This window comes from Paenibacillus sp. GSMTC-2017 (assembly GCF_016019935.1).
GTDB lineage: Bacteria > Bacillota > Bacilli > Paenibacillales > Paenibacillaceae > Pristimantibacillus.
Window position 1 is genome coordinate 86,254 of sequence record NZ_JAECMT010000006.1, and the last position, 15,426, is coordinate 101,679.

At 35.0% G+C, this 15,426-nt stretch carries 15 protein-coding genes; 13 read left to right on the forward strand and 2 right to left on the reverse strand.

The genetic code is table 11. The features are described from left to right. Positions 1-91: 91 nt before the first annotated feature. The gene (locus tag I6N90_RS21210) at positions 92-517 is read right to left on the reverse strand and encodes a TerB family tellurite resistance protein (RefSeq protein WP_197937663.1); all 426 of its coding nucleotides are present in this window, start codon (positions 515-517) and stop codon (positions 92-94) included. A 287-nt stretch (positions 518-804) separates the two neighbouring features. On the opposite strand from I6N90_RS21210, the gene I6N90_RS21215 reads away from it, so the two are divergent. Continuing rightward, positions 805-1,014: a hypothetical protein gene (locus tag I6N90_RS21215; protein WP_197937664.1), complete on the forward strand. Its 210-nt coding sequence runs from the start codon at positions 805-807 to the stop codon at positions 1,012-1,014. A gap of 3 nt (positions 1,015-1,017) precedes the next feature. Here the strand turns inward: I6N90_RS21215 and I6N90_RS21220 are convergent, their stop codons facing one another. After that, the gene (locus tag I6N90_RS21220) at positions 1,018-1,635 is read right to left on the reverse strand and encodes an NUDIX hydrolase (RefSeq protein WP_197937665.1); all 618 of its coding nucleotides are present in this window, start codon (positions 1,633-1,635) and stop codon (positions 1,018-1,020) included. A gap of 955 nt (positions 1,636-2,590) precedes the next feature. Here I6N90_RS21220 and I6N90_RS21225 point away from each other — a divergent pair. From I6N90_RS21225 to I6N90_RS21280, 12 genes are all read left to right on the forward strand, one after another. Further along, complete coding sequence (locus I6N90_RS21225; RefSeq protein ID WP_332262491.1) at positions 2,591-3,229, forward strand: HAD family hydrolase; 639 nt, start codon at positions 2,591-2,593, stop codon at positions 3,227-3,229. Positions 3,230-3,303: 74 nt separating this feature from the next. Then, entirely contained in the window at positions 3,304-4,269 is a 966-nt protein-coding gene (locus tag I6N90_RS21230) for an alcohol dehydrogenase catalytic domain-containing protein (protein WP_197937666.1), read from the forward strand. Further along, positions 4,262-4,603, forward strand: coding sequence for a cupin domain-containing protein (locus I6N90_RS21235; protein WP_232243223.1), 342 nt, complete (start codon positions 4,262-4,264; stop codon positions 4,601-4,603). The genes I6N90_RS21230 and I6N90_RS21235 overlap by 8 nt, the downstream gene beginning before the upstream one ends. 33 nt (positions 4,604-4,636) lie before the next feature. Beyond that, positions 4,637-5,596 carry an ROK family protein gene (locus tag I6N90_RS21240; RefSeq protein ID WP_197937667.1) on the forward strand — a complete coding sequence of 320 codons (960 nt, stop codon included), beginning with the start codon at positions 4,637-4,639 and terminating at the stop codon, positions 5,594-5,596. 13 nt (positions 5,597-5,609) lie between these two features. Then, a complete protein-coding gene (locus tag I6N90_RS21245) occupies positions 5,610-6,857 on the forward strand; it encodes a class-III pyridoxal-phosphate-dependent aminotransferase (RefSeq protein ID WP_197937668.1) in 1,248 nt (415 codons plus the stop codon). Continuing rightward, positions 6,848-7,777 (forward strand): sugar phosphate isomerase/epimerase family protein, encoded by a 930-nt coding sequence (locus I6N90_RS21250; RefSeq protein ID WP_197937669.1) that lies wholly within the window; start codon positions 6,848-6,850, stop codon positions 7,775-7,777. Before I6N90_RS21245 ends, I6N90_RS21250 begins: the two co-directional genes overlap by 10 nt. 34 nt (positions 7,778-7,811) lie before the next feature. Beyond that, entirely contained in the window at positions 7,812-8,984 is a 1,173-nt protein-coding gene (locus I6N90_RS21255; RefSeq protein ID WP_197937670.1) for a sedoheptulose 7-phosphate cyclase, read from the forward strand. 32 nt (positions 8,985-9,016) lie between these two features. Further along, on the forward strand, positions 9,017-10,372 hold the full coding sequence (locus I6N90_RS21260; protein WP_232243224.1) for a phosphoglucosamine mutase: 1,356 nt from the start codon (positions 9,017-9,019) through the stop codon (positions 10,370-10,372). Positions 10,373-10,395: 23 nt separating this feature from the next. After that, positions 10,396-11,973 (forward strand): glycoside hydrolase family 3 protein, encoded by a 1,578-nt coding sequence (locus I6N90_RS21265; protein WP_197937672.1) that lies wholly within the window; start codon positions 10,396-10,398, stop codon positions 11,971-11,973. A 30-nt stretch (positions 11,974-12,003) separates the two neighbouring features. Continuing rightward, positions 12,004-13,239: a sugar efflux transporter gene (locus I6N90_RS21270; RefSeq protein ID WP_269669543.1), complete on the forward strand. Its 1,236-nt coding sequence runs from the start codon at positions 12,004-12,006 to the stop codon at positions 13,237-13,239. A gap of 83 nt (positions 13,240-13,322) precedes the next feature. Then, complete coding sequence (locus I6N90_RS21275) at positions 13,323-13,754, forward strand: GNAT family N-acetyltransferase (RefSeq protein WP_197937674.1); 432 nt, start codon at positions 13,323-13,325, stop codon at positions 13,752-13,754. 447 nt (positions 13,755-14,201) lie between these two features. Continuing rightward, positions 14,202-15,044 (forward strand): alpha/beta fold hydrolase, encoded by an 843-nt coding sequence (locus I6N90_RS21280; protein ID WP_197937675.1) that lies wholly within the window; start codon positions 14,202-14,204, stop codon positions 15,042-15,044. Positions 15,045-15,426: the final 382 nt, after the last annotated feature.

The following is a 15,426-nucleotide window of genomic DNA, read 5'->3' on the forward strand; positions in this document are numbered from 1 at the left end:
TCCAGGTTATACCAGTATCCCAAAAAGGCGGCTGACAGTAATTGTCGGCCGCCTTTTGCAATAATCAGGTATCAGTTATTTCACTTGATTTTTAGTCGGGTTTTACGGCTGATGCATGAAGAATAAGTTTCATACCTTCGACTTTCAGCTTATTCATCTGCTCAACCCAGTTTTTGATCTTGTTGAATGTTTCGTCATCGTAACCAAATAGCTGCTGCATTTCACAAGCTATCCGTTTTTCCTCGTCGTTATAATTACCATCCGCGAAGATTAGTAATAACATTTCCGCTAAAAAAATATGTTTGAGTTGCTCGTCCTGCAGATTGCCTACCAATTCGTCAGTCGAATGATTCGCCTCGGCGCTAGGTTCCCAATCTTCGAGGCCTAGTTCATATGTCCAGCTCTGAATATAATTTAATTCATTACGGTTTACGAATCCGTCTGATTTGGCGATCCGATGTGCAAGCTCCATAAATGCTTCTTTATGCTCACGTTCTACTATAAAATGCAAGAACATCTGTGCCAACCCCTCTTCTGAAATGCTGTATATATACGATTGTTGGAAAAAGAAAGATACGTTCAGTTTAGTAGAGTCTAGAGAGAAATTCAAGCTAGCTTAATTCGGAGTAAGTTTGGTACGAGGTATAGGTTGACTCAAGCTTATTTAATATTGATTATTGGTCAGCTTGCAATTATTGATCTCTTACCTAATAAGAAACAGTTTTGTCACGGAGATACGAATCATTAATCGATGAGTATTTGAAATGGTCAGGCTAAACTGAAGAAGAAATGTAAATCATAGAAATGGAGAGATTAAGAGGGGGACTTACACTAGGGGAAGAGTGGTATTTTGTTAGTGATAAAACTACCATACATGCCAAAGTCATTAAAGAAACGGTAGAGCGATTCCTAAAAAGAGACCTTTTCTTATTGAATGATGTCATCTCAACACTATTCAAAAAAAGAGGTCTGCTCTATGGATTATTTTATATCAGATTTGGTCAAGATGAATAACAATTAGTCTAGTAACACAGCTTGAGTAGGATCCTTGTACAAATTATACATCGTTTGAATCTGTTTTTTTGTATTGCGTTCAAGTGATAAATCGGGTAATTGGTCTATTTCAAAGAAATTTATTTCGCTTGTTTCAACTCCAATTTCAGGCGCTCCTCCGACAATAGTACACAGTATAAAAAATTTATAAACATGATAGGGAGATTCAGGATGTTCGTGAAACTTTTTATCATAAACCGCCAACAGTCTGCATGGTGATACTATGTAACCAGCTTCTTCTTTAACTTCTTTTACTGCCACTTCGGATGGGGATAATCCTATGTCTGCCCATCCTCCCGGAAGAGCCCAAGCCCCGTCCAATGTTTCTTTGACTAACAAAATCTTATCTTCTTGAAAAACAACTGCACGGATATCTACCTTTGGAGTTGCATAGCCAGATTCATTGGCAAATAAATCTCTAATTACCGACATGTCAGATTTAGTGTATTCATGCATGATCTCAATGCTTATATTTCTTAGTAACTCGTAGCGTTCCAAATCATATACATCCTTGCTATACGTAAGACCAATCTGAGAGATAGCTTGTAATTCTTTAGCCCAATCCAACCATTTTGTACTCATAAAATCCTCCGTTTATAAGCAATATTTTAGTAAAAGTAGCCCTTGATTTATGATCGTATTTTCGTTTGTGCCGTAGAACGTTTTGATCTTAATATGCTGCTTCATCTGCGTTTTGTTTGTTCCGATACGTACTTTTTCATCAAGCGAAATCGGTACTATTCGGCGGTAATTCGTACATATGTAACTGCAATGGTCGTAGAATCTATGATACTTTTTTTGTTTGAATCAATAGCTTATTTCAGTTCTTAGTGTACATCATCCCTAAACTTTTAGAAACAGCATTTTCTATTTTTGGAAAAATGAAGTATAATACATCTATGCTTGCGAAGTGATAATGGAATCAACCTGCTAGTGATTGATGCTCTAGTAATTTTATAGTAAAAGCTGTGTTCGTTATAAAATACGTCATAAAAGGATCAAATGTTGCAATCCTAGCTCCTCAAAAATTTTACTAGGAATGAAACTCCTATCCCAATATGTTCTTACTGGCCCATTTGTCTTTGGGATATGTAACACAATACGACGATTGTGACTTTGTAATTAAAACGCTCACCACCATCGAACCCATTCAAAAGTTATTTCAATAATGCCACTTATTTTACCTCTAGATTCTTCTGAACATACCGCATTTCGACGCATATTCAATAAACCACTCAAAATACTAACAGATCTATCACCATTGTCTTTTGCACAGTAATTCCCTACTATATTCAGCTAATGAGGATTGCTAACGTTTCATGCTACCATGCAAAACAACTAGAAATCGCGCCTAGTCGATGTGACGTGTGGTAATTTCGTTTGTCCTCCATTAATTTTCCGGCGGGTAAGGTCTGATCTGAAGTCAAAAGTGTTTTTAGAATCTCTAAAATACTTGATTTCTCAATTGGCATGAATTAATATAAATGAAATAAAATTAAATTTAAGTAAAATTCTTTCAAAAATGGAGAGTGGTTTAGTGGGAGGAATAAAAGGTATAATTTTTGATTTTGATGGTACATTAGCAGACACAATGCCACTTGTGTTTACTGCTTTTTACAATGTATTTAAAGACTACGATGGCAGATTATTGTCAGATCAGGAGATCGCATCTTATTTTGGACCTAGTGAAACCGAAGTAATTAAACTGAACTTGAATAACAAAGAAAGCATAAAAGATGCGATTTCAACTTACTACGACGTATACACAAGAAATCATGATCAATATGTTAAAGAGAATGTAGAGATAATTGAATTACTAAAGGAACTAAAAGGAAGGGAATATCAACTTGGCATTTTTACGGGGAAGGGAAAAAAGAGCTTGGAAATATCGCTATCGCAGTTGAATATGAGTGAGTACTTTGATCACATTATCACTTCAGATGATGTTAGTGAGCCGAAACCTAACTCAGAGGGAATGTATCAATTACTAGGTCTAATGGATTGTTCACCTGAAGAAGTAATAATGATAGGAGATAGTGATGCTGATATTGCTGCTGCTCAATCAGTTGAGATGAAGAGTGTAGGAGTACATTGGTTCAAAAATAATGTATTTAATATTAATCCTGATTATGAATTAAACCAGATATCCGAATTTCATAAAACGGGCATTTTGTAATAAAATGTATATATTTCTTTAAAATAATGGTCTTGGCAATTTATTTTTCTATTTTTTAAATGGAGCTGGTTAGAGTGAGTTATAGGAACGAAACGGCAGTACTAGTTAGTAAGGAACAAATAGAGTACGTAGAGAGTGACTTATCATATACAGAAAAAGAGTTAATTGTAAAAACCAAACTTTTGGGAGTATGTACCTCAGACTGTTTAAATTACATTAACAATAACTCTCATTATTTTGGACATGAATTGATTGCCGAAGTTATTTCTGATTATGGAGATTTTAAAAAAGGTGATATGGTTACTATTTTTCATAAACACGGATGTCAGAATTGTTTGAATTGCAAAAATAATCTTTTCCACTTATGTCTTTCAGCGACTTATGTCCCTGTCGGTTTTCAAAATTATATACGTGTCCCTCATGAGAGTATTAATAATTGCGTGTTTAAAGTTCCGAAATCCGAAGATTATACAGAATACGTTTTTCTCGATTCGATCAGTTGCGTAACACATGCAATTGGAAAACTTAATTTAACCACGAAAAAGGAAAAAGTATTGATTTTAGGAACAGGTTTTATGGCAATGCTTTTTGCTATGTTGCTTAAAAATGAAAATAAAGAAGTGGAGTTGTGGGGACGTAATCCTAAAAAGATTAGCAATATAAATCATCATTTGCCTGAACTGAAATTTATAAACTCTATCGAGGAAATCGGGAAATACGATATCTGTATAGATACGAGTGGAAAATCCGAATTAATTAACGAACTTCAAGAATGTATTTTACCACAGGGGCAGTTGCTCTTGTTCAGCAAATTAGACAAACCTATAGTATTGGATCATTTTAGAAATAATGAAATTGTTATTCTCTTTTCTAAACATACGACTCGAGCAGACATTCAAAAGTCCATAGAATTAATTAGCAAAAATGAAATAACAACAAAACCTTTTTTAACCTTTTTCAATCATTTACATGACCTGGAGGGCGCGATACGCCGTACTTTATCTCATGATATTGTGAGGGGGGTAATAACACTTGATTAATGTTTATACCGCGGAAAAAATTTTAGAAGAAAGTCATGATGGTCAAGGGTTTTTACGAAAGGTTAGAGCTTATCAATCCAATGATTTCTCAACTAACATTGATTTTATTGACTATATTGAGGTTCCACCAGGAGTAACGATTGGTCACCATCAACATGCAAACAATGAAGAAATATATTTCATTGTAGAAGGAACTGGGCAGATGGGAATAGAGGATCGTGTTCTTACTGTTGAGAGTGGTAACGTAATTGTTAACCCAGTCTACGGATCTCATAGTCTTATTAATACTTCCCAAGCTGTGATGAAAGTATTCATATTCCAAGTAAGTAAATAAAGTCTGTGCAGATATGAGGCAGGTGTAGATGGAATGGATGTAAGTATGGTGTTCGATATTGGTGGAACTTCATTTAGAACCGGCATATTTAATAGTGATCTTGAGTTATTAGAGCACAGTAAAGTGGATTCAAATAACTATCTAGACGGTGTATCGAATGTAGCTTCACTACAAGAGGGCTTTTTGAATCTGATTGCCGATGTGAAGGATTCCTATGCCAGAAAAGGATACAAAATAAAAAAGATTGGTCTTGGGTTTCCTGGACCGGTCAATAAAAAAGGCGAAGTTTTAAGTGCCCCTACTTTATGGGGACCCATGAAAGAGATTTATCCGTTAAATGAAAAGTTAAGTGAAATGTTTAGAGACACAAAAGTCTTTACAATTAATGATTTAACTGCTGCTGGATGGCGTTATATAAAAGTGAATAATGGAACTTTTTGTGTAGTAACCATCTCTTCTGGGGTAGGCAACAAAGTGTTTTGGAAGGGTGAAGTCCTCATCTCCGATGATGGATATGGTGGAGAATTAGGTCATGCATTCTATGGCAGTGAGTATTCGGCATATGAGTGTGGCTGCGGGATGAATGGACATATTGGAGGGGTATCCTCCGGAAGAGGTATTGAAAAAATAGCGGAGCAATATTTTATCAATAATAATCAATCTACTGGACAAAAATTTACTACTTATGATCTAATTCGCGGATTAAATAGCGGAGATCCTCAATGTGTAGAAATTTTAACCTTGAGTACACTACCAATAGCAAAAAGTATACAGTTTATATTTTCTGTAATTGGTATTGATCGGTTCATTATTATTGGTGGTGTTCCGTGTTCTATTGGTCAACTCTATATTGATAGTTTGCTTAGCCATATGAAGAATATTGGATTTATGGGCAAATCGAACGATCAACTCTCTGAAATGCTCATTTTAGGGAACTATGATGACTTAAATGGTATTTATGGAATGGCAAATTATCTAAATTCAATCAGTTAAAGGGGAATTAATTATGCATCTTACTGAATATTATTCTAAGAATCTAGCAAAAAATACATGGCCTAACTTGAATTCAAACCCTATTGTAAAGGGCGAAGGAATCTATTTTTGGGACACTGATAATAAAAAATTCACGGATTTTTCTAGTCAAACATTGAATTTGTTATTAGGGCAATGTCATCCGGCGATTGTTGATGCAATAAAAGCTCAGGCAGAGACACTTACGTATGCTTCCAGCCGATTCTCCTCTCTACCATACCTAAAAGCAGCAGAGGAATTGGTAGGTATAGCTCCTAAAGGCTTTAATAAAGTTAATATAAAAATGTGCGATGGATCAGATGCTAATGAAGCAGCTGTGAAAACGGCAAAGAAATATACTGGGAAATCAGGCATTGTTTCTTTTGTAATGGGTCATACAGGTCAGACGACACAAACAATTCAACTTCGAGGATATATGAGGGATCCTGAAATCTTCAGAGGAAATGTAGAGGATGTCATATTTATTGACTGGCCAGAATGCCGTACTCAACATGACTATCTTATGGTATTGGAAAAGATGCGTTCTGAAATTATTAAACATAATAATGTCGCGGCAATTCTTGTTGATCCTATGATGGTTAATGCAGGTGTTTTAGTTAATGAAGGCACGGGGGATTTCTTGAAGGGTATAGAGTCAATTTGTAAGGATTTTGGCTGCCTGTTTATATTAGATGAAAATCAAAGTTTCGGATGGTTGCCAGGTTTGTTTGCAGCTACCTATTATAATGTTTCTCCAGACATGATAACTATGGGAAAAGGACTGTCCGGAGGACATCCATTATCAGGGCTTTTGATTAAAGATGAATTGGATGGCGTTCTAAACTATAATGATGCAGACTTTACGCACGGTGGACATGCATTGACTTGTGCAGCGGCAATTGCATGCATATCAGTTCTTAAAAGTACAGATTTTGAGATCGAGAAAAAAGAGGAATTAATTAGAAATCGGTTATTGAAACTTCAAAAAGAATCAGCAATTAATTTTGTTTACAGAGGTGTAGGATTAATTCATGGTCTTTCTATAGAAGTAGGGGATCGGGAAAAGAATAAATCTATAGCTGAAATAATCTTTAAGCATTCATTAGATGCAGGTGTTTTCTTTAGATTATTTGAAAATAAAATTGTTTTAAAACCACCTGTTATCGTTACTGAAGATCAAATTAATAGTGTTTTAGATGTGCTGGAATCAGCGTTTAATGAGGTGACCGTTAAATGGAGTTAGGTCTATTTACACGCGCATATCAGGAATTCGATATCGATGAAGCATTTCAAAAAATTCAATCCCTGGGAATTAAGCATATTGAAGTCGTAGCTAACCATGGAAGCAAACATTTGAACCTAGAAGAAGCTTTGACTTCGAATTATCACTCACGATACCAGAAGGCTCTAAATGATCATGGGTTACGAATCTCATCACTAACCTTGCATCGTGATGCTCAAATGGTAATGGGTCCTCATGGTGAAGCAACTCAGCACTTTTTCAAAGGTACTTCCGAAGAGCAAATTGAATTTGGGGTTAAGAGAGCAAAGTTGGCTGCGGATGTTGCAAAAGAGTATGAAATCCCTGTAGTTGTAGGTTACCTTGGCTGCGCTAACTTTTCTCACTTTTTTCCTTGGCCTTATAAAGAAGGTTGGGAACGACAGCTTAAACTAACCTATGAGAGATGGATGCCTATACTGGAATATTATGAGCGTTCAGGCGTTATATTTGCTCACGAAGTAGGGCCTCAGCAGATAGCTTACGATTTGGAAACGGCATTGGAAATTTCCGAAATGTTCAATACTTCCGGGTTTGGCATTTGCCTGGACCCATCTAATCTTATACTGGTGGGTGTTGATCCAGAATGTTTTATAGAGCAATTGAAAAGAAAAATTGTTCATGTTCATGGTAAAGATGCGGAGCTTACTTATAAAAGGCCTTATTCGGGCTGGCTTCCACATGGGGATTTGAGCCGACCGGATCGTGGGGTTCGATTTAGAATTCCTGGCTGGGGTGATGTTAACTGGAAAAAGGTTCTTACTTCTTTAAAGATGAACGGTTATAACGGCATTATATCTATTGAATACGAGGATTCTACTTTTAATGTGGAGGAGGGATTGGAAAAGTCTATTGATTTTTTAAAACCACTGTTATTCAAATAAAAAGAGATCTAATTAACTGGGAGGGAAATTATATATGAATAAAAATACTTTAATTGAAAAAACAACTGATACTATCGCAGTATATGAAAAAAACGATTTCTCATTTGATATTTATTTTGCTAACAACATTTTTCAAACGAGTCAATTAATTAAGGAAATTTGCGAGGACAACAAGTGCCTTGTCATTATAAGTGAAACTATTGAAAAATATTATTATTCTGAAATTGAAAATTATTTTAATAATAACTTTGAAAATAAATATAAGATCATAGTAATTCCTACAACAGAACAAAATAAAACGATGGAAACTGTTTTAGAAATCTGTAAAGCTGGCAAAAACTTCGGCTTGGATCGTAGGTCGTTAATGATAGGAATTGGGGGAGGAATCCTTCTAGATATTGTTGGTTTTGCTGCTACGATGTTTAAAAGAAAACTTAAATATCTGCGCATTCCAACTACCCTAGTAGGGCAAATTGATGCGGGTGTCGGCATTAAAACAGGCATAAACTTCGAGGGGGCAAAAAACTATATCGGTTCCTTTTATCCTCCTGTTGCTACTATTATAGACAATAATTTCTTAAAAACATTACCAGAAGAACATTTTTTATGTGGATTAGCTGAGATATTAAAAATGGGAATTATAATGGATAATGATTTATTTTGTAGAATCCAGGATAACTATAAGAGTCTTATTCAGAATAGATATCAACTCGACCCAATGCTTTCAAAAGAAATTAATTATAAAGCAGTAGACGATATGCTATCGGAACTACAAGGTAATTTCTTTGAATATAATCTTGAAAGATATGTAGATTTTGGTCATACATTCAGTCCTTTTATAGAAGAGCATTCCAACTATTCTATTAATCACGGTATTGCCGTTGCTATGGATATCGCTATCTCAACTGAAATATCTTTCCTACTAGATATGATTTCAAATGAGCATAGAAGTAGAATACACAACCTTCTCTTAGATATCGGCTATGACATATATGATGCCCAAACTTATTTATTTGAAAAAATGTGGAAATCATTAGATAACGTTATTTTGCATAGAGGAAATAATTTAAATTTAGTAGTACCAACAGAAATTGGGAAAGCGACGTTCCTTAAAGAGAGAAGCGACATTAGTGACACTTTATTACAGACAGCTATTTTAAGTTTAAAAGAATACCAAGAAAGACATAGAGAAATGGCATATGCGTAATTGTTCAAAAAAAATATTTTAAAAGGAAGTTAATGATGAAAAGACTTTTTGGTACGGATGGAATTAGAGAACTGGCAGATCCCTTTTTTACAGACCAAGAGCTGCAGAAAATCTGCTTAAGTATTGCTACTTATTTAAATGAAAGAAATGCAAGCAAGGTTGTAATAGGTTTGGATACTAGAGAATCAGGTAACCGCATTGTAGCTAAGGTTGCAGGTTGCTTTAGATCCTTAGGGTATCATGTCATCCAGCTTGGAGTAATTCCTACTCCAGCTGTTGCTTTCTTAACGAAACATTACGAAGCAGATATGGGAATTATGATATCTGCTTCGCATAATAGTTTTGAATATAACGGAATCAAGCTGTTTGATAGAGATGGTTACAAAATTTCAGACGAGGCACAACAAGAGATTGAGCTCATTTATAGGCAAGGTTCTGATCCTAATCGACAGGAAGAGGTAACAGGAGGAATCATCGACGATAAGGCGGAAGAAGGGCAAAGTTATTATGTGAAATATTTAAAATTATCAGAAGAATACAACTTTAATGGTTTAAAAATTATAATGGATTGCGCAAATGGTGCAGCATACAAGTTGGCGCCTAAACTTTTTAACGAACTTGGAGCAGAAGTAATTGCCATCAATGCTGAACCTAATGGAAAGAACATTAACCATGGCGGTTCGCTAGATGTAAGTAAGCTTCAAAGCGAAGTTTTAAAGCATGGTGCTGCTGTTGGAGTTGCTTTTGATGGAGATGCAGATCGTTTAATCGCAGTTGATGAAATGGGTCAAGAAATTGATGGAAACCAGCTACTTTATTTATTTGCCGTAAGATACGTTGTTGAAAATAAAGAGTGCTCAAGCATCGTATCAACAGAAATGTGTAATTTAGGATTAGTAAAGTCGTTAAAAAAATTGGGTGTAAAGGTCATCCAAACCAGTGTCGGCGATAGAAACGTTATGTTTGAAATATTAAAAACAAATAGTGTCTTGGGTGGAGAGCCTTCGGGACACATCATGTTTAAAAATTATAGTTGTACTAGCGATGGTATGTTGGCTGCTTTGAAACTAGTATCTACTAGTCAGATTTCATGCGTCCCAATGAGTGAGCTTAAGAATGAAATGATCATTTACCCACAAGTTATTAATAATATTCCTTATTTAGGAGAATGGCAGTTCTCAAGTGAATTAACTTTGTTAAAGGAGAAAATTAAATCAAAATTAGGTGATGATGGCAAAATTATCATTCGTAAATCAGGCTCTGAGCCAGTAATCAGAGTTATGATAGAAAGTGCTGACATAGACCTTATATCGGAATATATGCAGCAAATACAAGAGTTAATTCATTGTGAGAAGCAATATTCCGTTACTATCAACGAAAATAGATAAAAGGACTGATCATTATGAGGAACTTGGAAAGTTTATCTTTAGAGGAAAAGGTAGGGCAAATGATTATAGGCGGATTTGATGGCTATCAGCTATCTAGTGAGCTTATTACTCTAATTGAAGACTATAAAATTGGTGGAATAGCATATTATAGACGTAATATTGACAATAATGAGCAGCTCTTCTCTTTATCAAAAGCTATGCAAGAAAGAGCTATTGAAAAAGTAGGTATCCCTTTGCTCATTTCAATTGATCAGGAAGGAGGAGTAGTGGGAAGAATAACGGATGATTTTACATTAATACCGGGAAATATGGCTCTTGGAGCAGTAGGTAATCTAGATTTAGTGTATGATTCTGCTGCAATTTGTGCAAAAGAATTAAAAGCACTGGGTATTAATATGAATTTAGCTCCCTGTTTAGATATTAATAGTAATCCGAATAATTGTGTTATCGGAGTACGTTCATTTAGTGATGAGCCTCTAAAGGTAAGCGAATTGGGCATTGCGGTCATTAATGGATATCAGAATAATGATCTTTGTGCAACGATTAAACATTTTCCAGGACATGGCGATACAGAATCTGATTCTCATTACTCTATGCCTATCATTACACAAGGTATTGATCTTCTTTACGATAGAGAACTGTTACCGTTTATTAAGGCGATTGAAGCCGGGGTGGATGCTATTATGACCGGTCACATTCTTGTCCCTGAATTGGATAAAAACTATCCATGTACGGTATCAAAAATTATAATTACTGATCTATTAAGAAATAAGCTTGGATATGAAGGTGTAGTTGTTTCCGATTGCCTTGAAATGAAAGGGATATCGTCTGCTTATGAATTTAATGATCTAGTAATAAAAACAGTTCAAGCTGGGGTCGATTTGTTATTTTTTGCTCACGGATTTGAGAATAAAATTGAAGCGATCAATTGTATTATTCAGGCTGTTAAAAATGGAATAATACCGATTGAGCAAATAGACGCTTCTGTCCAAAGGATTTTGGATCTTAAGAAGAAAAGAAACTTAGAGTCCTTTATAGGAAACTGGGAAGAAGCAAAAAAAGAAATTGCAAAAAAGGAACATACTGAATTTCTACTCTCATTGAGTGAACAAAGCATTACTTTAGTTAAAGATGAGAATAATAAGATTCCTTTAAATACAAACAGAGAAGTTCTTGTTATTAATTTGGAAGTTAGAACAGATACCGAGATCGATATTGTATTCCATCTAGAAGAAACATTAGGCTATTATTTGAAGAAATACGGTTGTTCAGTCAATGAATTGAGCTACAGTATTGATCCTAGTGAAGAAGACATTGAAGAAATTTTAAGTTTTACTACACAATATCAAAACATTATTGTCACTAGTTATAATACTGTAAAGTATGAAAATCAACGTAAGCTAATTAAGAGGCTTGAAAATTTATATAAAGATAATTTAATTATATTAGCAGTTCGTAATCCATATGATATTTTAATGTTTGAAGAAATTAAAACCTATATATTAAGTTATGAAAGCAATCCTGTATCTATGGACTCTGCTGCAAAAGTTTTGTTAGGGAAGAGTATTGCAAAAGGGAATTTGCCTGTTAAAATTTACTAAAGTCTTACTTGGAAAAAGGGGCAAATCATTTTGAGAATATTTAGTTCTCTAAAAAAGATGTTTACCATTAAAAGTATGATCCCACTAATAACGGTGAACATATTATTTGGTATTTCAAATTCATTTGTCGTACCGTTCATGTCCATCTTCGGGATAGAGGAAGTTGGAATGAGCAACACATCGTTCGGGATTTTTATGGCACTTTCTTCTGTTGCTAACGTTGTTATCAGTACTTATATCGGAAAGATTTCGGATTCTAGAATAGATCGTAAAACGATTCTAATCTTAGCAACTACTTCATTAATAATTGGTTATTTGGGATATGCATTTATTCGAGATTACTATATATTGCTGTTTATAGCGATGTTTGTATTAGGTATAGCCTCTTCGGGGACACCACAAATTTTAGCTTTTGCAAGAGAATCTATTAATAATTCAAATGTATCACCAAAGGAAACTCCTTTATTTCTAAATATATTCAGAATGACTTTCTCTTTGTCCTGGACAATAGGACCCGCAATTGCAGCAATAATTTTAGTCCATACTGATTTTAGAGGGACTTTTATGATTGCTGCAGGCGGTTATTTTATTATGCTAGTGTTAATTATTTTTTTTATAAAATCAAATAAGATTGCCAAAACAGAAAGAAAACCGCAGCCACGTCTAGTAACCCATTTGAAAAATCCTTTTATATCAGCCAATGTTATCGCGTTTATTCTTATTACGGCTGCAAGTAATATGAATACCGTAAATATGTCTTATTACGTACTGAAAATACTTAATGGCTCTAAAGAACAGATTGGGATTATTTTTAGTATTGCACCAATTTTCGAAATTCCATTCATGCTAGGAATGGGCATATTGGCAACTAAAATTGATAACAAAATTATTATAAGAATTGGGGCTTTAATTTCTGTTTTATATTTTGTTCTGTTATCTATTGTAGATTCCGTCTGGCAGATTTATTTGGTCCAAATTTTAAGTGCTGCTTATATATCGATTATTATGGGCACCGCAGTTTCGTATTTCCAGGATTTCATACCAAATGAGGCAGGTACTGCTACCACACTTTTTACAAGCAGTACTCGCATAGGTGCGTTATTAGGTTTCTTACTATTTGGAGTGTTTTCTCAATACATGGGCTATAAGTTTGTTTATCTGCTTTGTATCGTATTCACTTTGGTAGCATTAATTATGCTCGTTATATTTAATAAGAATCCTAACAGTGAAGTCCAAGTAACGCATCAATTAACTATTGATAAATAAAGTTTTCGTCGCACTGAGAACATTTACAGGTCTCGAGGAAAAAATACTCGATAAAAATATATTGAAGATATAAGGAGACTCAAATGAATTATAAAATTAGAGAAGCAAAGATGTCGGATGCACTAAAAATTTTTGAATTATCTTCTCAATTGGGATACCCTCTAGAAAAAGATGCAGCTAGTCTGCGCCTTTCCTTCATTTTGGACAAATCTGATCAAGCTGTATTTGTAGCTGAATCAGATAAGGAAATAATAGGATGGGTGCACGTGCATATAAGATGCTTAATTGAAACACCCGTGTTTGCAGAAATTGGAGGACTTGTTACAGATATTAATCATAGAGGAATGGGAATAGGTAAAGCATTAATGGTTAGATGCGAAGAATGGACAAAAGAAAAACAGGTTTCTGAACTTAAAGCTAGGTCTGGAGAAAAGAGAGTTGAGGCACACGAGTTCTATGAAAGAATAGGCTATATAAACATGAAGAAGCAGAAAGTTTTCAAAAAAGCTTTTTAAACCTAACATTAATCAGCCGATTACTGGAGGAGCTGATCAAATAACAGGTGGATGGCTTAAGTATGCGCATAACATTCACTTTCATTCTATTTTCCATGTGTTGACATATAAAATATTCCTATGTTAGGATTGCAATAATTGATACGAACGGAGGGGTTACGTGTGGTTAACTAATTTTTCGATACTTTTTGCATAGGGAATGAAATAGTGGCTTGAGGCTATTTTGTGTGCATAGTAATCGAGAAATGGTTTGCCTTCAGGGTAACCTAATTTAGTTGTATACGGCTTGAGACAAGGGGAAACTCTATCCTCATTTCGTATGTACTAAATCTAAAGAAAATGAAATGAACCTTGTAGTATTCATTTCACGATTCTTTTTTCGATTATTGTAAACACAGGCCAATAGCCTGTGTTTTTTATTTTATCTAAACGATTGGAGGGATTTTCATGAACGAACAACTAGTAAAATTAGATGGAATTGAACTGTGTACCGATAGTTTCGGGGAACGAGCTAATCCCGCGATATTGCTCATTATGGGTGCCCAATCTTCACTGATTTGGTGGGAAGAAGAGTTTTGTCAACGTCTAGCTGATACGGGCCGTTTTGTTGTTCGTTATGATAATCGTGATGTTGGACGTTCTACAACCTACGAGCTAGGTCAACCGGGTTATACTTTTGAAGACATGGCTGATGATGCAATTCGAATATTGGATGCGTATGAGATTAAGAAGGCACATATCGTAGGCATGTCCTTAGGCGGCATGTTGACCCAAATGATTGCGATTCGAAATCCAGAAAGAGTGTTAACGATTACCCTTCTATCAACGTCAAATTTTGCTCCTCACCTACCACCAATGGAGGATAAGCTTATTCAATTTTTCTCCAAGTCGGCCGGAGTAGATTGGGCTAACAAGCAATCAGTCATTACATTTATAGTAGAAAGGTCAAAACATGCAATAGGCTCGAAGCATATATTTGATGAAAATAGGGTTTATCATTTAGCTAAAGAAGACGTGAAAAGAAGCAATAATATGGCTAGCATAAATAATCACGGTATGGTGAGAGGTGGAGAATCTTGTATAGGTAGGACGAGTGAAATAAATGTACCCACCCTCGTTATACATGGTACGGAAGATCCAGTTATTCCATATGCACATGGTCAACATCTAGTAAACGAAATTCGAGGAGCAGTATTGTTAACGTTGGAAGGTGTAGGTCACGAGATGCACTATGATGATTGGGATTTAATTATCGATACGATCTCAAAGCATACTTCGAAACCAGATTAACTCAATTGACATAAGCGATGGTCCTATAAAACAGCGACAGTATAAGCGATTTTTCTCGCCAAGAACTGTCGCTGTTTCTTTTAAAAGGTGCTAATGCGGATGATTTTATGTAAATTTTTGATAGATTTTAATGATTTTTATTAAAATCTACGATTTTTTGATCGACAAGTCGTATTGACTAGTTTAGATGAGCTTTGGTACAGTAATGCTATTCCTATCATTTTGACTTCACATTTGCTCCCTCAGCGCTAAATCAATAAAGTGCAATCACTTCTTGAATCAGCTCAATACTCCTTAGATTTACTCTACTCTCCTTAGATATACTTAGCAGCATTCATTTCGGTGTTTCTCTTCCTAGAACTGCACGATAAAATTCCAATCT

Coding starts and splice junctions, on each gene's coding strand:
- I6N90_RS21210 (WP_197937663.1), bottom strand. CDS start 517: ATGTTCTTGCATTTTATAGTAGAACGTGAGCATAAAGAAGCATTTATG.
- I6N90_RS21215 (WP_197937664.1), top strand. CDS start 805: ATGGAGAGATTAAGAGGGGGACTTACACTAGGGGAAGAGTGGTATTTT.
- I6N90_RS21220 (WP_197937665.1), bottom strand. CDS start 1,635: ATGAGTACAAAATGGTTGGATTGGGCTAAAGAATTACAAGCTATCTCT.
- I6N90_RS21240 (WP_197937667.1), top strand. CDS start 4,637: ATGGATGTAAGTATGGTGTTCGATATTGGTGGAACTTCATTTAGAACC.
- I6N90_RS21245 (WP_197937668.1), top strand. CDS start 5,610: ATGCATCTTACTGAATATTATTCTAAGAATCTAGCAAAAAATACATGG.
- I6N90_RS21250 (WP_197937669.1), top strand. CDS start 6,848: ATGGAGTTAGGTCTATTTACACGCGCATATCAGGAATTCGATATCGAT.
- I6N90_RS21255 (WP_197937670.1), top strand. CDS start 7,812: ATGAATAAAAATACTTTAATTGAAAAAACAACTGATACTATCGCAGTA.
- I6N90_RS21260 (WP_232243224.1), top strand. CDS start 9,017: ATGATGAAAAGACTTTTTGGTACGGATGGAATTAGAGAACTGGCAGAT.
- I6N90_RS21275 (WP_197937674.1), top strand. CDS start 13,323: ATGAATTATAAAATTAGAGAAGCAAAGATGTCGGATGCACTAAAAATT.
- I6N90_RS21280 (WP_197937675.1), top strand. CDS start 14,202: ATGAACGAACAACTAGTAAAATTAGATGGAATTGAACTGTGTACCGAT.